We start from the raw sequence: 18023 nt of genomic DNA, 5'->3' as shown, positions 1-18023 counted from the left end.
AAAATTATATGAAATTAAATTACTTGCACAGTATATCATATTAAATTTATATTGTCAATCTGTATCAAATAAATAAATGAATATTTTTTATTCTTATGCTAATAATTTTATTAAAGGAGATGTGATATATATGAAAAAATCTGTAGGACCAAATACTTTTTTATTCAACACGCCAACTGTTGTAGTTGGGACATACGATGAAAATGATCAACCAAACATGATGACCGCTGCCTGGGCTGGAATTGTCAACTCTAAGCCTCCTATGATTTCGGTCTCACTACGCAAAGCCACATATACCTATAATTCAATTTTACAAAAAAAAGCATTTACCGTTGCTATTCCAAAAAGCAGCCAAGTTGTAGAAGTTGACTATTTGGGAGCCAAATCCGGTAGAGATGAAGACAAAATTGATTCTATTCACTATACCGCAAAACGCAGTAATGTTGTTGATGCTCCTTATTGCGATGAGTTTCCCGTAATTTTAGAATGCAAATTATTTAACAGCCAAGAACTCGGATTGCATACAATGTTTATTGGTGAGGTTATAGATGTAAAAATAGATGAATCGGCTTTGACCAATGCCAATACACCAGACCTCAGCCAAATCCAACCGTTCTCATATTCACCCGGTGCAAATGAATATCATGCGCAAGGCTCTTTTATTGGCAATGCACATAGTATTTGGAAAACTTTACAAGAAGATGCTTCAAATGAAAACAAACCAGCATATCCGCACAAAAATATTGGTGCTGTTGTCGGTCTATACCCCACCCCTGTTACTATCGTGGGTACTGTTATCGAGGACAAGGTCAACTGGATCAATATTGCTCATATAGGCATCGTCGGCAATGACTGCATACTTCTTAGTATTAATCGATCTCATTATTCAAATCATGGCATCATCATTAATGAAACTCTTTCTATAAATATGGTCTCTGAAGAAATACTCGTATGGGCCGATTACGTAGGCATGTATTCTGGAGCCAAAACAGATAAATCCACAGTTTTTGAATATTATGATGGAGAACTCAAGCATGCACCTTTAATCACAAAATCTCCTATTGCCATGGAATGCGAGCTAATTGACACTTATGCTACTGAACATCACGACAACTTTATCGTACGTCCTGTTAACACATATGTCCACACAGATTGCCTTACTATAGATGGCAAAATTGATTACGAAAAAGTTCGACCAATTCTATTTGAGATGCCAAATCAACAATATTTAAACCTCGGCAAAGTTATTAGAAAATGTGGTCAAAAATATAAAACAGAATAAAACAAATAATGTGGCAACTTACATCAATGATGCTATTTGAGTAACTGCCACATATATCTCTGATAGTTTATACCATGTTGCTTTGCCCACAACACCATCTGGCGCTAGGTAAAAAACTTTTTGGAATACTTTTATCGCTTCTTCTGTTTTTTCACCAAATACACCATTAGACGGTACTTTTGGTATTAGCGGATAACTTTGTGAAATACGATTTAGCTGCTCTTGAATTGTTCTTACTGCTGCGCCCTCGTTGCCTATTTTGATGCTATATCCTGGGAAAGACTCCGGATTTCCATAAACTGCTTTTGCCTCTTTGAACTCAATATTTTTATAAAAGTATCTGAGAATTTCTTCTGCACTTAACCCGTCTCTACCCAGTTTCTCACTCCCCCATTGTGTCATCCATCCTGGGCAACTTACATTTTTGCCATCGCAATATTGCGTCAACAACGGTTGAGTTACGCCAGGTCTTTTTACATAGGTATCGAAAAATTCATCAACAACTGCAGAGATTGTATCAAATATATTACGTCCATATGTAAATGCATGATCATATGCTGTCGAATTTGTAATGGTATAGTCTTTGCCTTGGTTGCGATACCATTCTGTATACACTCTATTTAGAGTATATGAGACTATTGCTATAACATTTGCTTTAATTGTTTCACGAGGCCAGGTTGGGTAAATTTCAGAACTAGCTACATTTTTGACGTAATCTTTAAAAGGCACTGTATAGTTTGGTGCAGAGTCGTTTTTGGGAGAACCTGCATGAACTATAACATACTCCGGAATCACAACTTCACTCAATACGACAAATCCAGTTGCTTTTACACTCTTTGTCTCTTCTTCTGGAATTTTGGGAGCGTAGTCTCCATAGACTGTTGGTGGACCAATTACAATCACTTCTTCTGCTGCTCTTGTTAAAGTATCCGTTGGTATCAATTCTATTGGCAAAATTGATCTAATCCCAGAAAAAACCTGAACTCCTTCTACTATTACAGGTACAAAATCTTCAGATCTTGCCTCTATTTTATATGTAGCATATGGTTTTTTGCTATAGTCTATTTTTTCACTATCCAATTCTAGAGGTGCATCTAGGGGAACTATCGGCGTTGCACCTATTATATCTGTGTCATATTCCGCTATCATTTTACTTTCATCCGAAATGCTAATATGCACCCCTGGAACAGGTATAATAGATCCAGTATCCGTATTTGTCTTTGTTTCTACTACAAGTGTACCACCAATAAGTTGATTTGCTTCATTCTCTAATGAATGTATATACATGCAAACAAATATTTTCGGCGCATATACTTTGATTAGACTTATAAACCTACGGAGGTTTTTGACATGTTATATTTTTCTTGCTTTTCTTATTTTAGCTCTATAACATCTTTTCCCCAATCTTTAAGTGCCGAAGAAGAAACCTATTATTTAGATCTTTATGCAAAAGGAGACATGAAAGCTAAGGATGTCTTAATCGAACGAAATTTGCGTTTAGTTGCCCATATAGTTAAAAAATATAGCAATCTAAACAAGGAGATGGATGATTTAATTTCAATCGGTACTATCGGATTAATTAAGGGAATCACCTCATTTAAATCAGAGAAAGGAACCAGACTAGCGACATATGCAGCTCGCTGTATAGAAAATGAGATTCTTATGAGTGTTAGAGCTAGCAAAAAAGAAAATAAAGAAACTTCTCTCCAATCACCAATCGGCACAGACAAAGAAGGTAATGAGATTTCATTACTCGATATACTTTGCATAGAAAATGATTCTATTTTTGAACAGGTAGATCTTAAAATAGAAACTACAAAATTACATACCAAAATTGAAGATGCTTTAAAGCCACGGGAAAAACTAATTTTAATACTTCGATATGGTCTAAACAACCAACCCCCTATGACACAAAGAGAGATTGCCAAAATGTTAGGAATTTCTAGATCATATGTTTCCAGAATTGAAAAAAAGGCATTAAAAAAACTCCTTACTGAACTAAAATAGATAAGGAGCCTTTTCTTTTTATTTTTGATTAGATTTTGACGTTTCTACAAGACTAGAGAAAGCACTTGGATCGTTTATAGCTAGATCAGCAAGCATTTTTCTATTGATATTTATGTCAGCATTTTTAAGTCCATTCATAAATTTGCTATAAGAAAGTCCATTGATACGTGCTGCAGCATTGATTCTTACAATCCATAGCTTTCTAAACTCTCTTTTTCTTTGCTTTCTACCAATATAAGAATAGTTTAAAGACTTCATTACCGCTTGTTTTGCTGTTCTAAATTGCTTAGATTTTGCGCCTCTATATCCTTTTGCAAGCTTTAATACACGATTTCTTCTCTTCTTAGTAGCTACGCCACCTTTTACTCTCGCCATTTCTTTTTCCTCCTATACGTTTAGCAAACGCTTCATTTGTTTTTCATTAGTTTTGTCGGTAATACATGACTTTCCTAATCGACGTTTCCTTGTTGGAGACTTTTTCGTAAGAATGTGGCTTGTATATGCTTTATTTCTTTTTAACTTTCCTGTTGCAGTCACTTTAAAACGCTTCGCGGCAGCTTTATTAGTTTTTAACTTTGGCATTATAGTAGTCCTCTCTGTTGATGTTTACTTCGGAGTTACAAGTACTCCCATACTTCTGCCTTCTAACTTAGGCTTTTGGTCTGTTACGCCAAATTCTTTTAGTTGGTCGATTGCCCTCTCTAAGAGCTCTTCGCCTTTTTCTTTGTGCATCATTTCTCGCCCTCTAAAAATTACAGATATCTTTACTTTATCTCCTTGAGCCAGAAATTTTTGCGCATTGCGTAACTTAGTGTTTAGATCGTTATCTTGGATACTAGCAGTTAATCTAACCTCTTTAATACTAACCGTTTTTTGCTTTTTGCGCGCCTCTTTTTCCTTTTTTGCAGCGTCAAATTTAAATTTCCCATAATCCATAATTTTACAAACTGGGGGTTTTGCTTGGGGCGCAATTTTTACTAAGTCCAGATTCGCTAACGTTGCACGACGTTGCGCTTCTTTTATAGGAACTATTCCAACCTGCTCCCCGTTTAATCCAATTAATCTAACTTCCTTGTCACGAATTTGTTCGTTAATCATTGCCTCGTTGATAGAAAGCACCTCCTAAAGTGTTTATTTTAAATCACCCAAAGCGTGGGTGTCGCAAAGGACTAAAAAAGAGCGAACGAAAAAATCATTCACTCTTTACATACAAATACCTATTAGGTTGAGTATGACCTTACCAACTCGATTGCTGTAAGGTGAGAAAATAGATTTCTACTTAGTCCGAAATTTACATTACTGATGTTAGCATAACTTGTATAAGCTGTCAAGGTAATTTTAAATCATTTTTTTTGGATTAACATACAATTTAAACTCCTCTGCTGTTATCATATTTAATTGTATGGCCGCCTCCTCCAAGTTTATGCTTTTTTCATGTGCGTATTTCGCAATCTTTGCTGCCTTATCATATCCAATGTGTGGATTTAATGCCGTCACTAGCATTAGCGAATTTTTTAAGTTTTCTTCCATTTTTTGATAGCTCGGCTTAATTCCTTCCGCACAATTATCATTAAACGATATCATCGCATCGGATAACAATCCCACAGACTCTAACAAGCTATCAATTAACACTGGCATAAACACATTAAGCTCAAAGTTTCCGCTCCCTGCTGCCAATCCAATCGTCACGTCATTGCCCATCACTCGCGCTACCACCATCGTCATCGCTTCGCATTGCGTCGGATTTACTTTGCCTGGCATAATTGATGAGCCCGGTTCGTTTTCTGGTATTTCTATCTCACCAAATCCCGCACGCGGTCCGCAGGCCAACCATCTTATATCGTTTGCTATCTTCATTAAATTTGCCGCTAACGCTTTAATCGCTCCATGGGTATTGGCAAGCGCATCTTTGCTTGTTAATGCGTGAAATTTATTTGCCGCACTGACGAATGGAAATCCAGTCTCTTCTGCTAACACTTCACACACTTTTTCTCCAAACCCTACTGGTGCGTTAAGGCCCGTTCCAACCGCAGTTGCCCCAATTGCTAATTCATACAAATATTTTTCGCTATCCTTAATCATATTGAGTGAGTTTTTTAGCATTGCTGCCCAGCCGCTGATTTCTTGCCCAAACGTTATCGGTGTTGCGTCTTGCAGATGCGTTCTCCCAATCTTTATGACATCCATATATTGTATGCTCAATGATTCTAATGTTGCCAACAATTTTTGAATACTCGGATATAGTTGCTTATTTAATGCTACAACTGCCGCTATATGCATTGCCGCCGGAAACGTATCGTTTGAACTTTGCGATTTATTGATATCATCATTCGGATGCGTCTTGCGTGTCTTACCCTGCAAATTTACATGTCTTGCAATTACCTCGTTCAAATTCATATTCGTTTGTGTTCCAGATCCTGTTTGATACACACTCAACGGAAAATTTGATGCCAACTTCCCAGCTGCAATGTCATCGCACGCCTCGCCTATCGCTTTTGCAACATCGGGCTCTAATTTTTCATACGCTACGTTTGCCACAGCACAGGCCTTTTTTAATTCGGCAAGCGCTACAATTATTTCTGCTGGCATTTTACGATTGCCTATCTTGAAGTTTTCTAAGCTACGTTGCGTTTGTGCCCCCCACAGTTTCTCGGCTTCTACTTTTACTTCACCCATCGTATCCTTCTCTATTCTATATTCCATTTGCTCCATTTATTCCTTTCCTTCTTTTAATATTTCTGGATTCGCCATCGATACTCCCATAAATTATTCTTTTCTCTCATCTTTTTCACTCGCTTCTATAATAAACTTGGCCACCGTTTCTGCCACTCGCGGGTCAAATGCACTCGGTATTATATAATCATCTGCCAGTTCATCATCTGCAACTAAGCTCGCAATTGCATCTGCTGCAACTATCTTCACTTCTTCGCTAATCTTGCATTTTGCTGCTAACACTCCTTTACATAATCCTGGAAATACCAACACGTTATTAATTTGATTCTCTGATCTTCCAGTTCCCGCGATTTTGGCACCTGCGGCCTTCGCTTCGTCATATGAAATTTCCGGGTCTGGATTCGCCATTGCAAATACAATAGGTTCTGAATTCATCGACTTAATCATTTCTGCTGTTACACAATCCGCTGCCGATACTCCGATAAATACGTCTCTCCCTATCAGCGCGTTCTTCTCTATTCCATTTACACTATCTATTCTTTTCTCTCATCTTTTTCACTCGCTTCTATAATAAACTTGGCCACCGTTTCTGCCACTCGCGGGTCAAATGCACTCGGTATTATATAATCATCTGCCAGTTCATCATCTGCAACTAAGCTCGCAATTGCATCTGCTGCAACTATCTTCACTTCTTCGCTAATCTTGCATTTTGCTGCTAACACTCCTTTAAATAATCCTGGAAATACCAACACGTTATTAATTTGATTCGGATAATCTGATCTTCCAGTTCCCGCGATTTTGGCACCTGCGGCCTTCGCTTCGTCATATGAAATTTCCGGATCTGGATTCGCCATTGCAAATACAATAGGTTCTGAATTCATCGACTTAATCATTTCCGCTGTTACACAATTCGCTGCCGATACTCCGATAAATACGTCTCTCCCTATCATCGCATCTTTGAGCTCACCTTTTATATTTTCGAAATTTGTGATTTTGCATAGCTCTTCTTTTTGATCTATTACCCCTTCTTTTCCTTTATACAAAATTCCGTTTCTATCGCACGCAATAATATTTTTTACTCCGCAACGATACAACAATTTTATTATACTAGTCCCCGCTGCCCCCGGTCCATTTACCACTACTTTTAAATTGGCAAAATCTCGATTCAACAATCTACAAGCATTTTTCAGCGCCGCCAGGACCACTATCGCTGTGCCATGCTGATCATCATGAAATACGGGGATGTCGAGCTCTCTCTTTAATGTTTCCTCTATATAAAAACATCTTGGTGCGCTTATATCCTCCAAATTGATTCCGCCAAATGTTGGTGCAATCGCCTTACAAATCTTGATAATCTCGTCGGGGTCTTTGGTATCTAAACATATCGGCACTGCGTCGACCCCACCAAAATTTTTGAACAAAATTGCTTTTCCCTCCATTACAGGTAGCCCCGCCCATGGACCTATATCACCAAGCCCCAACACTGCAGTTCCATCGCTTACCACTGCTATCATATTTCCTTTTGAAGTATACTTATACACATCCGCTTTATTATTCTTGATTTCAAGACAAGGAAATGCCACTCCCGGACTATATGCCAAACTCAGGTCTTCTCGCGTTTTTGTATCCAACTTACTTACCATACTTATTTTTCCCTTATTTTTTTCATGCAACTCTAATGCTTTTTCTTTCATAACTATCCTCCATCTCAAAATTTACTATTTTTTATAGCATCTCTCATTTTACATTGTCATTACAAAAAAGTCACTCACAAAATTTATTTTTTTCTCAACTCCTTTTTATATTACTATTTTCGACTTTATCTTTATCTCATAATAATTTCATTTTAATTACAATTTTTAAATTGGTGTTGACTAATTTTACTTTTTAATATATAATACTTTTATCAACCAAAGACAAGTGCTTAAACCTTGTGAGGAAATATGAAAATTGTGAACGTAATATTTTTTCCATTAACACTAATATCTTTCGTAACTTTTAATATCAATTCTGGCACCTATAAATCTTATCTCAATATGAATAATATTCAGCTCATAAATATACAGAATTTTACCACCAAGCTCACCACTTGGTGTTTTTTTTTGCCCTTAAATATGCTATACTCAATAGATATCGGTGACAGCTTCACAGATACGATGGGCAATCCGGCTAAATAAATACAGCAACTTCCTATGCAACTCATCTGGCAGCAGCTACATCGGCGGCAGCTACATCGGCAGCTACATCGGCAGCTACATCGGCGGCGGCTATTTATGTAGATGCGAGAGAACCCGCACCTTTAAATTACTGATTAATTATTTCGATCTTGAATGAATATTTAATATCTTCATCGCTTGGAATCGTGTATTCTTCATGGACCAATGCGCCCCAGCTATTATCTCCGCCCACTCCCATTTGCCTATGATTAATCCTTAGGAACGTGTCATAGACGGCTGGCAATTTAAAGTGATGCTGCGCATCCTCCAGTTGGGTCGGAGTATATGGCAGGGCAACCACCTCTAGTAGATCTTCGCCCGATACTTTGATACCCGTGCCTTGGTTATCTGTTAGGGTTAGCCATCGTACACCACACTTGTTTCCTGTTGCTTGAGGAACGACGTATGGCTTGAGATTTGCAGACACCGTGGTTTTGTATACTCCCACTTTTGCCCCTTGAAATGTATCTGCATAGGTATCTTCTTCTCCATATCCATACCACTTCACATTTTTCAGCTCTGGAATCAGCCCCATCATTATTCCTACTTCTGGGAGCATTGGCAAACCTTTTTTTCCCTTATAATGGAAATTTACTTTGATTGCACCATCCTCAAAGACCGAATACGCTACTTCACAATTGGTCCTCACTGCTGCTAGCTCGTAGGTATAAGTGATTTTAACATGATTGCCGTTATCAATAAAATTAACTTTTCGTACACGTGAATTTTTTCCTGCTACTTGCCATACTGCACATTTAAAATCCATACCATTGCCACGATCGTTATCAGTTGATGCTCGCCAGAAGTTTGGCCTTGGAGTATGCGTTAAAACTTCGCGATTGCCAATCTTCATAGAGGTCAGCTCGGCTTTCTTTCTTGCAAACATATATGAAAATCCCTGACCATACACACCAATGTTTATCTCAGAGTTTTCTATCCTCAATCCATGCTCATCTTCCACAACCATCTTAATGGAATCTTCTCCATCATGCAAAATTTTAATATCATGATTTACGGCTATTCCTTGTATTTTATAGATATATTGGCCAAACGCTACTTCATATCCAGCCTTTTCCCACAGCGTATCTCTTCTTAATACTGCAGCTACGGTTACCACCACTTCGCCACTTACTGTCACACTTGTGATCGGCAAATCGTAGGTCGCCTCTTCTCCAGGAGCAACATTGATGTCCATTTTTTTCGTTTCGATTATTTCTCCGTCTATTGCCACGGTGCATACAAACCTAAAATTGTTGAGATTTGTAAACAGATAGTGATTTTTAAATGTTACTTCAGTTCTGCTAGGAATAATTTCGATATATTGGTAACAGTTTTTTACGTGTTGCATCTTGGGGCTGAGAGTACGGTCTCCAAAAATTAATCCATTTACGCAGAAGTTCTCGTCGTTTGGTCTATCTCCAAAGTCGCCGCCATAGGCAAGATATTCGTTGCCGTATCTGTCTGTTGACAAAATGCTTTGATCTATAAAGTCCCAGATGAATCCACCTTGATAACTAGGATATTTCCTCGTATAGCCAATATATTTGTGTAGCGCACCACAAGAGTTCCCCATAGCGTGAGCGTATTCACACAATATTAACGGCTTCTTGAAATCTTTCGTGAAGTATTCGTCGACATTTGTGGTATACATCTGGCTCTCTATATCTGTTACATCTGCGAACTCTTTGCAGTGCTCTGTTCCTTCGTAGTGAACTGGTCTATCATCTCTTTCAGTCAAATATTTCTTCATCTCTCTAAAATTTTGACCTCCATAAGATTCATTGCCTAGCGACCAGATTATAACACTCGGATGATTTTTATCTCGCTCATACATAGATGCAGTTCGATCGACCACTGCTGCAGTCCAAAGCGGGTTGTTTCCTGGAAGTGCGTATTCCTGAAAGTTGTCGATTTTGTATTTCCACGTACCATGAGTTTCTAGGTTTACTTCGTCCATTACATATATACCATATTCATCACATAGATCGTAGAATGCTGGATTGTTTGGGTAGTGCGATGTTCTTACTGCATTAATATTGTGGCGCTTCATCTCAATTATATCCCACAGCATTTCGTCGTAGGTTAACGCGCGACCGTTTACGTGGCTAAATTCATGTCTGTTCACCCCGTTAAAAACTATGCGTTTGCCATTAATATAGATGATCTTATCGATTATCTCAATTTTCTTAAATCCTGTTTTATATGGAATCACTTGCAACACTTCATCTTTTATATTTTTTAGCGCAAACATCAACTCGTATAAATTCGGATATTCGCTACTCCACAATTTTACGTTTTCTATATCTACCGCAATTCGGTATTTGCCATCTGCAACTTTTTCTAGCTCATATGTGTTCATTAATTCTTCCTTTTCATACATACCCACAAAAAGCTTGACCGGCTCTGCTGCAACTACTTCTGCTTCTATTGTCAATTTGCCAGAGCTTCCATCATCTGCTGGCCTCGCATCAATCTTAAAATCTTCTATATATGATTTCGGAGTTCTATATAGGTATACATCTCTAAATATGCCACTAAATCTCCAAAAATCTTGGTCTTCCATCCAGCTACCTGTGGTAAACTTATAGACTTCCATATACAATTTATTTTCACCTGCAACTAAATACGGTGTTATATCAAATTCACTAGTCGTAAAAGTATCTTCACTGTATCCTACAAAGGTGCCGTTCATCCATAACGCAAACCCGGATTCCACTCCCAAAAAGCTTATTACAATTCTCTCATCAAGGCTCCACTCTTTTGGTAGCTTGAAATATTTTACATACACACCAACCGGGTTGAAATATGTCGGCACATTTGGGTGTACTATTTCTTCTACTCCATCCCAAGGGTACATTCTATTAACATAGTGCGGCTTATCAAAGCCTTGCATCTGAATGTGCGCCGGAACTTTAATTTGTCCCCACCCTTTGCAACTTATATCAATGCTTGCTTGTGGAATTCCAATATCCAAATTTTCATGATATCTAAAGTACCACATTCCATTCAAACTCATTTCTGTTACCGAATTTTCTATATTTCCATATTTTGGCATATAGGTTTCAAAAAAGGTGTGTGCTTTTAACCTATTTACACTAAAAATCTCTGGGTTTTTAATCCAGTTTCTATTATAGACTTGCGACATTTTATCATCCTCCATATTAATTATTTATTCTTCTATTATGCCCAATCCTATAGAATTTAGGCTGGTTTACAAAAAAAAAGACTATCCACTGAGAATAGTCAATCTTCCTTTACAAAAATCGTTGCGTTTATAGTCATAGTTTTGGGACCATAATAATATTTCATGCCAGCTTTTTCGCATTCTTTGCTTACAAAAAGTCCACACGCCTCCATGCTATAGTTTAGCTCTTCTGGAAATCTGCAAGGCAAGTCTGGGTAAGTGCATTTCACATCTTTGCATTTACTACATCCACCGGCTCCCATTGCCAAAACTGTTTTGCCGCTCTCTCTTAGCTCCCTTGCAAGCTTTTTGAGACTTTGGTCACATCTTTGTTGAGCCCTTTGAATCCCTTCCCAATCGTAATCATCTTCCATCGCTTCTGTTGCTTGCAAAATCATAGCGTAATCATACGATTTTACTCGTTCTGTTATCTCCTCTAAGCTTCCACAAGCCGGTGGGCACGACCAACTAGTATTATACTTGCCGCATCTGTTTACTTCACACATTTCGCGAATTTCGGTTAAAAATTCCATTTTTTCAATTTCCGCATATCCTGCGTGATCAAACCCCGATGCTATTGCCATCTCTATTGTAAGCGTACGTTTTTGCATTTCCATTCATTAATCAATCCTTTCGCGTTTATGCCGTTTGCTACCTAAATTATAGTCGCATCCGTTGCGTTGCGTCAATATTATATTTTTTTTAATCCTTTACATTTTTGCAAATTTTGTTATAATTCATACATACAAATATTAAATTTTGCAAAGGAGCACCATGAACTACGAATTAACTACTAATGAAATACAAAACAATAAAGAAACAATATTGGAACTCATCGATACCCACATCACTCGCCCCGGAATAGACAAACTTAAAGAATGGCTTATCAACTCCGACTTTTTTTCTGCACCAGCATCTACTCGATACCACTTATCTTGCGCCGGTGGACTTGCCTTACACAGCCTCAACGTCTACCATCGCTTGCTTAAAGAAATAACAGCCGAATATGGTACACTGGAATCATCTCCCTATTCTATCGAAAATGTTGCAATAACAGCTTTGTTTCACGACGTATGCAAAGTCGATTTTTATGAGACTTATACTCGCAATGTCAAAAACGATTCTACCGGAAAGTGGGAAAAGCAATTATGCTATAACATAAATGATCAATTGCCTATAGAGCATAGCGCCAAATCTCAGTATATTATTCGCTCATTTATATCTCTAACACGCGATGAAAGTGTTGCAATTCTCTCGCATATGGGTGCTTTTGATAAGGCGGTTTTGGGTGGTAGCTTTACCATTTCTGAAGCGTTTAGAAAATTCGAACTTGCTCTTCTTCTTCATGTTGCGGATCTAAAGGCCACTAGCATAGATGAAAAATAAATTTTTCGATATTCCTTCCTAAATTTTGGAAGGTATTTTTGTGTCATTTTTTAATTTTCTATGGACTATTTGGCAAAAAAATGTTACACTCATAGTACAAAATTTATACATCAGGGGGATAACTATGGCACATCATATTGATAATACGTATAGTCTAGATGATTATCGAACTAAACCAAAAGAAACTATTACAGCGATTACATACAAAGTTAAAGCCAAGAAAAAGCGCCGCACTCATATTGCCAAAGCTATTCCTCTGGCTCTATTTGTTTCGTCCACCCTATTAGTCGCATTTGCGGCGCGAGGAGTTCGAGATGTTAGTGCCGTTTCCTATCAAGCTGTTTCTGTCGGCGCAATTCGAAATAACAATTTGCTGGATGGACTAATTATACGTGAAGAAATTGTTTATGCCAGCCCTGTGACCGGAGATTTTGTACCGTTTATAGAAGAAGGACAAAAGATTAAAAAGGATGCCTTAATCGGCGCCGTATCAAACGAATATATGATTACAAATTTTAATACACAATTACAACCGGTCGATTCTAACATTTCGTATCGTCCACCAACCGCTGCCCTCTCAAAGCAACTTACTGCCACAGACTTTAGCAGCGCAATCGATCTATATAACCAAACCCACGATAGCCTACTTAAAGAAGATGTCTACCTTCTTAGAAGCACTCTCGACCGAATGCTCCAAAATAAAAATACCACCTACGAATCTGCACATAATGCTACCGAAGCAGATTATCAAAGCCAAGCCATTCAGACCATTGCTGATATGGGCGAAAATGCTGTACAAATTCTTTCGCCTACCGTCGGTGTAGTTTCTTACCAAATTGATGGGTATGAAAATATCGAAAAACGGATAAAATATATGGAGTTCAATGATCTGGTTTACAATATTCCAACCAAAAACGAAGCCAAAATTATTCCCGATGTTTCAAAAGGGTATCCTCTACTAAAAATTATTCCCGACTATACATTCCACATCGTAACATTTATAAATAAAGCCACTTCTTCAGACTACTTTGTCGGTGCTGAATACAAATTAAATATCCAAGATCAAGATACTGTAAAAGGAAGACTCATCGAGAAAATTACAGAAGACGATATGACCAGGCTTATCTTCGAACTAGATGATTCTTTGGTCGAGTTATTGGGTGACAGAAAAATTAAGTTTACTATTGGCAAGACCGAAGTTGCAGGTCTCAAAATTCCCCTAGATTCGGTTGTCGAGAAAAGTGTAATACGCATACCGACTTCTTATATTGCAACATCTGTCGATAAATATGGCAAAAAAATATATGGCGTTAATAAACTCGTGGGTAACAAAGTTGTTTTTGCACCCGCTACCATTCAATCACGAGATGCCCAAACTGCTACCATCTTTTTGCCCGAGCTAGCAAAAGACCAGTCTTTCAAGCTCTACGATATTATTGTAGATGGAAATAGTAGTATTACTCTAGATAAAGTTGAGACTATTAAGGGAGTTTATGTTATAAATCAGGGATATGCTAATTTCAAGCAAATTGAGATCGCCATTGCCAACGAAGAATACGCCATTTTATCAAATTCTGATTTAACCGAGCTCAAACCAGAAGATCAAATTATTTCGAACCCTAAGGGAATAGAAGAAAACGATTTAGTTAGAGACTTTAATTTACAAAACAATTAGGAGTATACTATGGAAAAAAGATTAGCAGAAATTCGAAATCAAATAGCACTTTGCGAAAAGCCGGGCCAAGATGTTTTACTTATTGCAGTATCAAAAAATTGTTCTATTGCTCAAATAGAAGAAGCGTACAATTTGGGCCTACGAGATTTTGGCGAAAATAAGGTTCAGGAACTTTTGGAAAAAATCGATAATATTTCAGCACCCATAAATTGGCATTTTATAGGACATTTGCAAACCAACAAAGTTAAGTATATTGTAGGTCGAGTTTGCTTAATTCATTCTGTCGATTCGATAAAACTATTGCGTGAAATAGACAAAGAAGCTATGAAGAAAAATATTATTGTGGATGTTTTGCTTGAAGTAAATGTATCGTTAGAAGAAAGCAAGTACGGGTTTAGAGTCGAGGAATTAGATTCCGCTCTTCATGTTGCGGAGACATTATCTTTTGTACGAGTAAAAGGCCTTATGACTATGGCCCCACATTCTGCAAACGAAGATTGTTTAAAGCTTATATTTACTTCTCTTCACGAAAAATTTATTGACATCAATGATCAAAAGTTGGATAATATAGAAATGACAGTTTTATCGATGGGGATGAGCCGAGACTACAAAGAGGCAATTTTATGCGGCTCCAATTGTGTACGCATAGGCACTTATATTTTTAAGGGCTAAGATAATAACCTGGGGGGAAAACAAATGAAATGGTTAAAAAACATGTTCGCACAAAATTATGACGAAGATATCGATTTTTCTGATACTCATGAAAATATTATGTTCGAGGAGGTTAAACCTGTGATAAAAGAAACCGTATATACACCTCCTGTTTCTATTCGTGCAGCACAAACTGTAAAAGAAAAAAAGGAGGTTAGTCTTACAGAGTTGGTAACAGTAACTATGTCTGGATACGAAGCGACTGGTGATGTTGCAAAATATATTAGAGACAAAAAGCCTCAAATTGTAAATATGGAGAGATTGTCTGACCCAGAAATTCAACGTGCTATTGATTATTTGTCTGGCGTTAGCTATGCCGTTAACGGTACGCTCGAAATGTTTGCATCCAAAATTTATGTTATGCTACCAGAATCCATTACTCTAAAGAGAGACTGAAACTAAATGAAAATTAATTGGGAAAACATAAAATCAGCTGAGGAAAAGCTTTTTCTCAAAACTATTAGTAAGTACGAATCAGAATACAGGGAGTTCTTTACTGATTTTTATGAAACCGACTGGGCAAATGGTGTTTTATCTAAATATACAACCGATTTTTATTTGCTGGGTGGATACCCCGAAGCTAGCCGCTCGATTGTATGTATCACACCGTTTGATGAGCCCCTCGTTAATCCCATTGCTATACTTAAAATAGACGTAAAAACTGGGTTTGGTAAAGAATTAACGCACAGAGATTTTTTAGGCAGTATTTTATCTCTTGGAATTAGTCGAGCAAAAATAGGAGATATCGTTGTCACCTCTTTTGGTGCCTATGTATTTTGTCATATTGATGTTGCAGAATATATACGATTTAACCTATCGAAAATTGCTCGATTTACCAAAATCGAAACCTCTATTATTAGCAATAACGAACTCGAAATACCTGTACCCAAATTCACCGAAATTACTACTTCGGTTTCTTCACTGCGAGTCGATGTTATTTTATGTGCTATATTTAATCTTTCACGCAACGAATCTAGCAAACTTATTAAATCCGAAAAAGCTAAGTTAAATGGGCTGGTTATAAATAATAGTTCATTTAGTGTAAAAACAGGTGATACTCTTACACTTAGAGGCTACGGAAAATTAATTCTAGACGAAATAGGTGGCCTCAGCAAGAAAAAGAAAATTTACATTAAAGTTAAGAGATTTTAATAAAAGGGGATATTACATGTTATACATTGAAAATATCAGAAACAAAGAATTTAAAAAAACTACCTTGCGTGGGTATAGCATAGAAGATGTTGACTCGTTCGTTCAAGACGTATGCGATACTATCGAGACTCTACTTGCTGATAACCAGGCACTTCAAGATCAAAATACCAATTTATCCCAGGCAATTCAATATTACAGATCCATGGAGCAAACCATTCAAAACGCTCTGGTTCTTGCCGAAAAAACAGCTTCTGATACCAAACGCAATGCCGAAGAATCCGCTATTAGCCAAAAGCAATCTATTCTAAAAGACATAGAAACACTTAAACATAGCGCACGAATTGATGCTCAGCAAATGAGAGAAAAAGCTCGAAGCGATGCCGCGTCTATTCGCAACGAGGCGATCAGGAGCGCCCACGATATCGATTTAAACACCAAGGCATTGCTCGAAAAAAGTAAAAATGAGCTACAGGAGCTTGTTAATTCCTATAACAAAATCTATGCTATCATTACAAATACGGTTAGGGAACATCTCACAAATTTAGAAAAACCTTCTCCTATTGAAAGCATTAGTAAATCAGTTGAACTTTTAACCAGTACAATAGATCGTCGCTTAAAACATACGCCTCCATCTCCCGAACTTGAACCAGCGGGGTCTGAGATAAAGCAATCCGTTACACCTAAAATAATTCGTCCCAAAGTGACATCTCCTGAAGTTGCGGCGACTCCTGAGGTTGCGGCGACTCCTGAGGTTGCGGCGACTCCTGAGGTTGCGGCGGCTCCTAAAGGTACGACGGCTCCTAAAGGTACGACGGCTCCTAAAGGTGCGACGACTCCTAAAGGTGCGGCGGCTCCTAAAGGTGCGACGGCTCCTAAAGGTGCGGCGGCTCCTGAAGTTTCGACGGCTCCTGAAGTTGCGTCAGCTATGGCGACTCCTAATGTTGTCGCATCGGTGACAAATCCCAAAACTCAGTCTACTAAAATTAAAATTAGTAAGGTCATTCGTCACAACACCACAGATAATTCAGTTCTTGTTGATGAACCCGAACCTACTCAACCAAATACTCCGCAAGCCAATGCTCCACCAAAAGAATCTCTATTTTTTGATCCATCTGAAGTTATTCAAACCGCTGGTACCATACAAGATCTTCTCAGCAATGCCATAGATGAATTGGTCCAAACTGTTACCCTTCCAACTAAAAATCCAAATGTTACCAATGTTACTGATGCTACCAAGAAAGGAATACAATGACACTTTTATTACTATTTATTTCTATTATATTAATTGTTGCTGATCAGCTTGTAAAGAGGTGGGCTGTCAATAGACTACAAGGTGCGGCCGATATTCCGATCATTCAAGATGTTTTTCATTTTGCGTATGTCGAAAATCGTGGCGCGGCATTTGGTATGTTCCAAGACAGGCAGTGGTTTTTTATTATCATTACCATTATCGTTTTGGGAGGAATTTTGTTCTATTGGCCTCGAATTCCTCAGACTAAATTGGGAACGTTTTATAAAATTTCTCTCACACTTATTATCAGCGGTGCCATTGGCAATTTGATCGACCGCGTCTTCTTGGGATATGTTGTCGATATGTTTTACTTTATATTAATCGATTTTCCTGTATTTAATATTGCCGATGTATGTGTTGTGACGGGCACCATTTTCCTTGCCGGAGGTCTTATGTTAGAAGACTTTTTTGCTGCACACAAAAATAAAATAGAAAAAGGATGACAT

The 18023-nt window shown here is 37.8% G+C and carries 18 protein-coding genes; 9 read left to right on the top strand and 9 right to left on the bottom strand.

The genetic code is table 11. The features are described 5' to 3' along the window. Positions 1-130 precede the first annotated feature (130 nt). A complete protein-coding gene (locus PCY70_RS03150; RefSeq protein ID WP_305768411.1) occupies positions 131-1282 on the top strand; it encodes a flavin reductase family protein in 1152 nt (383 codons plus the stop codon). 18 nt (positions 1283-1300) lie between these two features. On the opposite strand, the gene PCY70_RS03145 is transcribed toward PCY70_RS03150, so the two are convergent. Beyond that, positions 1301-2569 (bottom strand): peptidoglycan-binding protein, encoded by a 1269-nt coding sequence (locus PCY70_RS03145; protein ID WP_305768410.1) that lies wholly within the window; start codon positions 2567-2569, stop codon positions 1301-1303. Between the two features lie 63 nt (positions 2570-2632). On the opposite strand from PCY70_RS03145, the gene sigK reads away from it, so the two are divergent. Beyond that, a complete protein-coding gene (gene sigK, locus PCY70_RS03140) occupies positions 2633-3289 on the top strand; it encodes an RNA polymerase sporulation sigma factor SigK (RefSeq protein WP_305768409.1) in 657 nt (218 codons plus the stop codon). Positions 3290-3307: 18 nt separating this feature from the next. Here sigK and rplT read toward each other — a convergent pair whose 3' ends face one another. The 8 genes from rplT to PCY70_RS03100 all read right to left on the bottom strand — a co-directional run bounded on the left by rplT (position 3308) and on the right by PCY70_RS03100 (position 11979). Continuing rightward, positions 3308-3664: a 50S ribosomal protein L20 gene (gene rplT, locus PCY70_RS03135; protein WP_305768408.1), complete on the bottom strand. Its 357-nt coding sequence runs from the start codon at positions 3662-3664 to the stop codon at positions 3308-3310. Positions 3665-3676: 12 nt separating this feature from the next. After that, complete coding sequence (gene rpmI / locus PCY70_RS03130; RefSeq protein ID WP_305768407.1) at positions 3677-3871, bottom strand: 50S ribosomal protein L35; 195 nt, start codon at positions 3869-3871, stop codon at positions 3677-3679. 24 nt (positions 3872-3895) lie between these two features. Next, positions 3896-4387 carry a translation initiation factor IF-3 gene (gene infC / locus PCY70_RS03125; protein WP_305768406.1) on the bottom strand — a complete coding sequence of 164 codons (492 nt, stop codon included), beginning with the start codon at positions 4385-4387 and terminating at the stop codon, positions 3896-3898. A gap of 240 nt (positions 4388-4627) precedes the next feature. Then, complete coding sequence (gene fumC, locus PCY70_RS03120) at positions 4628-5992, bottom strand: class II fumarate hydratase (RefSeq protein WP_305768942.1); 1365 nt, start codon at positions 5990-5992, stop codon at positions 4628-4630. Between the two features lie 63 nt (positions 5993-6055). Continuing rightward, positions 6056-6409, bottom strand: coding sequence for a malic enzyme-like NAD(P)-binding protein (locus tag PCY70_RS03115; protein WP_323132695.1), 354 nt, complete (start codon positions 6407-6409; stop codon positions 6056-6058). Between the two features lie 86 nt (positions 6410-6495). After that, positions 6496-7656 (bottom strand): NAD(P)-dependent malic enzyme, encoded by a 1161-nt coding sequence (locus PCY70_RS03110; protein ID WP_330697040.1) that lies wholly within the window; start codon positions 7654-7656, stop codon positions 6496-6498. A gap of 610 nt (positions 7657-8266) precedes the next feature. Further along, complete coding sequence (gene lacZ, locus PCY70_RS03105) at positions 8267-11323, bottom strand: beta-galactosidase, LacZ type (protein WP_305768405.1); 3057 nt, start codon at positions 11321-11323, stop codon at positions 8267-8269. A gap of 98 nt (positions 11324-11421) precedes the next feature. Beyond that, positions 11422-11979 carry a DUF2284 domain-containing protein gene (locus PCY70_RS03100; protein WP_305768404.1) on the bottom strand — a complete coding sequence of 186 codons (558 nt, stop codon included), beginning with the start codon at positions 11977-11979 and terminating at the stop codon, positions 11422-11424. Between the two features lie 157 nt (positions 11980-12136). On the opposite strand from PCY70_RS03100, the gene PCY70_RS03095 reads away from it, so the two are divergent. From PCY70_RS03095 to lspA, 7 genes are all read left to right on the top strand, one after another. Then, entirely contained in the window at positions 12137-12748 is a 612-nt protein-coding gene (locus PCY70_RS03095; RefSeq protein ID WP_305768403.1) for a hydrolase, read from the top strand. A 124-nt stretch (positions 12749-12872) separates the two neighbouring features. Continuing rightward, the gene (locus PCY70_RS03090; protein WP_305768402.1) at positions 12873-14423 is read left to right on the top strand and encodes a biotin/lipoyl attachment domain-containing protein; all 1551 of its coding nucleotides are present in this window, start codon (positions 12873-12875) and stop codon (positions 14421-14423) included. A 9-nt stretch (positions 14424-14432) separates the two neighbouring features. Next, positions 14433-15095 (top strand): YggS family pyridoxal phosphate-dependent enzyme, encoded by a 663-nt coding sequence (locus tag PCY70_RS03085; protein ID WP_305768401.1) that lies wholly within the window; start codon positions 14433-14435, stop codon positions 15093-15095. A gap of 24 nt (positions 15096-15119) precedes the next feature. Next, positions 15120-15530, top strand: a complete 411-nt coding sequence (gene sepF / locus PCY70_RS03080) for a cell division protein SepF (RefSeq protein WP_010167496.1) — start codon at positions 15120-15122, stop codon at positions 15528-15530. Positions 15531-15536: 6 nt separating this feature from the next. Continuing rightward, on the top strand, positions 15537-16286 hold the full coding sequence (locus tag PCY70_RS03075; RefSeq protein WP_305768400.1) for a YlmH/Sll1252 family protein: 750 nt from the start codon (positions 15537-15539) through the stop codon (positions 16284-16286). Between the two features lie 16 nt (positions 16287-16302). Continuing rightward, entirely contained in the window at positions 16303-17538 is a 1236-nt protein-coding gene (locus tag PCY70_RS03070; protein WP_305768399.1) for a DivIVA domain-containing protein, read from the top strand. Next, positions 17535-18020 (top strand): signal peptidase II, encoded by a 486-nt coding sequence (lspA, locus tag PCY70_RS03065; protein ID WP_305768398.1) that lies wholly within the window; start codon positions 17535-17537, stop codon positions 18018-18020. Before PCY70_RS03070 ends, lspA begins: the two co-directional genes overlap by 4 nt. Positions 18021-18023: the final 3 nt, after the last annotated feature.

The organism is Candidatus Epulonipiscium viviparus (assembly GCF_030708075.1).
Lineage (GTDB): Bacteria > Bacillota > Clostridia > Lachnospirales > Cellulosilyticaceae > Epulonipiscioides > Epulonipiscioides viviparus.
This window is presented reverse-complemented; position numbering and strand designations above follow the sequence as displayed.

Coding starts and splice junctions, on each gene's coding strand:
- PCY70_RS03150 (WP_305768411.1), top strand. CDS start 131: ATGAAAAAATCTGTAGGACCAAATACTTTTTTATTCAACACGCCAACT.
- PCY70_RS03145 (WP_305768410.1), bottom strand. CDS start 2,569: ATGTATATACATTCATTAGAGAATGAAGCAAATCAACTTATTGGTGGT.
- sigK (WP_305768409.1), top strand. CDS start 2,633: ATGTTATATTTTTCTTGCTTTTCTTATTTTAGCTCTATAACATCTTTT.
- rplT (WP_305768408.1), bottom strand. CDS start 3,664: ATGGCGAGAGTAAAAGGTGGCGTAGCTACTAAGAAGAGAAGAAATCGT.
- rpmI (WP_305768407.1), bottom strand. CDS start 3,871: ATGCCAAAGTTAAAAACTAATAAAGCTGCCGCGAAGCGTTTTAAAGTG.
- infC (WP_305768406.1), bottom strand. CDS start 4,387: ATGATTAACGAACAAATTCGTGACAAGGAAGTTAGATTAATTGGATTA.
- fumC (WP_305768942.1), bottom strand. CDS start 5,992: ATGGAATATAGAATAGAGAAGGATACGATGGGTGAAGTAAAAGTAGAA.
- PCY70_RS03115 (WP_323132695.1), bottom strand. CDS start 6,409: ATGATTAAGTCGATGAATTCAGAACCTATTGTATTTGCAATGGCGAAT.
- PCY70_RS03110 (WP_330697040.1), bottom strand. CDS start 7,656: ATGAAAGAAAAAGCATTAGAGTTGCATGAAAAAAATAAGGGAAAAATA.
- lacZ (WP_305768405.1), bottom strand. CDS start 11,323: ATGTCGCAAGTCTATAATAGAAACTGGATTAAAAACCCAGAGATTTTT.
- PCY70_RS03100 (WP_305768404.1), bottom strand. CDS start 11,979: ATGGAAATGCAAAAACGTACGCTTACAATAGAGATGGCAATAGCATCG.
- PCY70_RS03095 (WP_305768403.1), top strand. CDS start 12,137: ATGAACTACGAATTAACTACTAATGAAATACAAAACAATAAAGAAACA.
- PCY70_RS03090 (WP_305768402.1), top strand. CDS start 12,873: ATGGCACATCATATTGATAATACGTATAGTCTAGATGATTATCGAACT.
- PCY70_RS03085 (WP_305768401.1), top strand. CDS start 14,433: ATGGAAAAAAGATTAGCAGAAATTCGAAATCAAATAGCACTTTGCGAA.
- sepF (WP_010167496.1), top strand. CDS start 15,120: ATGAAATGGTTAAAAAACATGTTCGCACAAAATTATGACGAAGATATC.
- PCY70_RS03075 (WP_305768400.1), top strand. CDS start 15,537: ATGAAAATTAATTGGGAAAACATAAAATCAGCTGAGGAAAAGCTTTTT.
- PCY70_RS03070 (WP_305768399.1), top strand. CDS start 16,303: ATGTTATACATTGAAAATATCAGAAACAAAGAATTTAAAAAAACTACC.
- lspA (WP_305768398.1), top strand. CDS start 17,535: ATGACACTTTTATTACTATTTATTTCTATTATATTAATTGTTGCTGAT.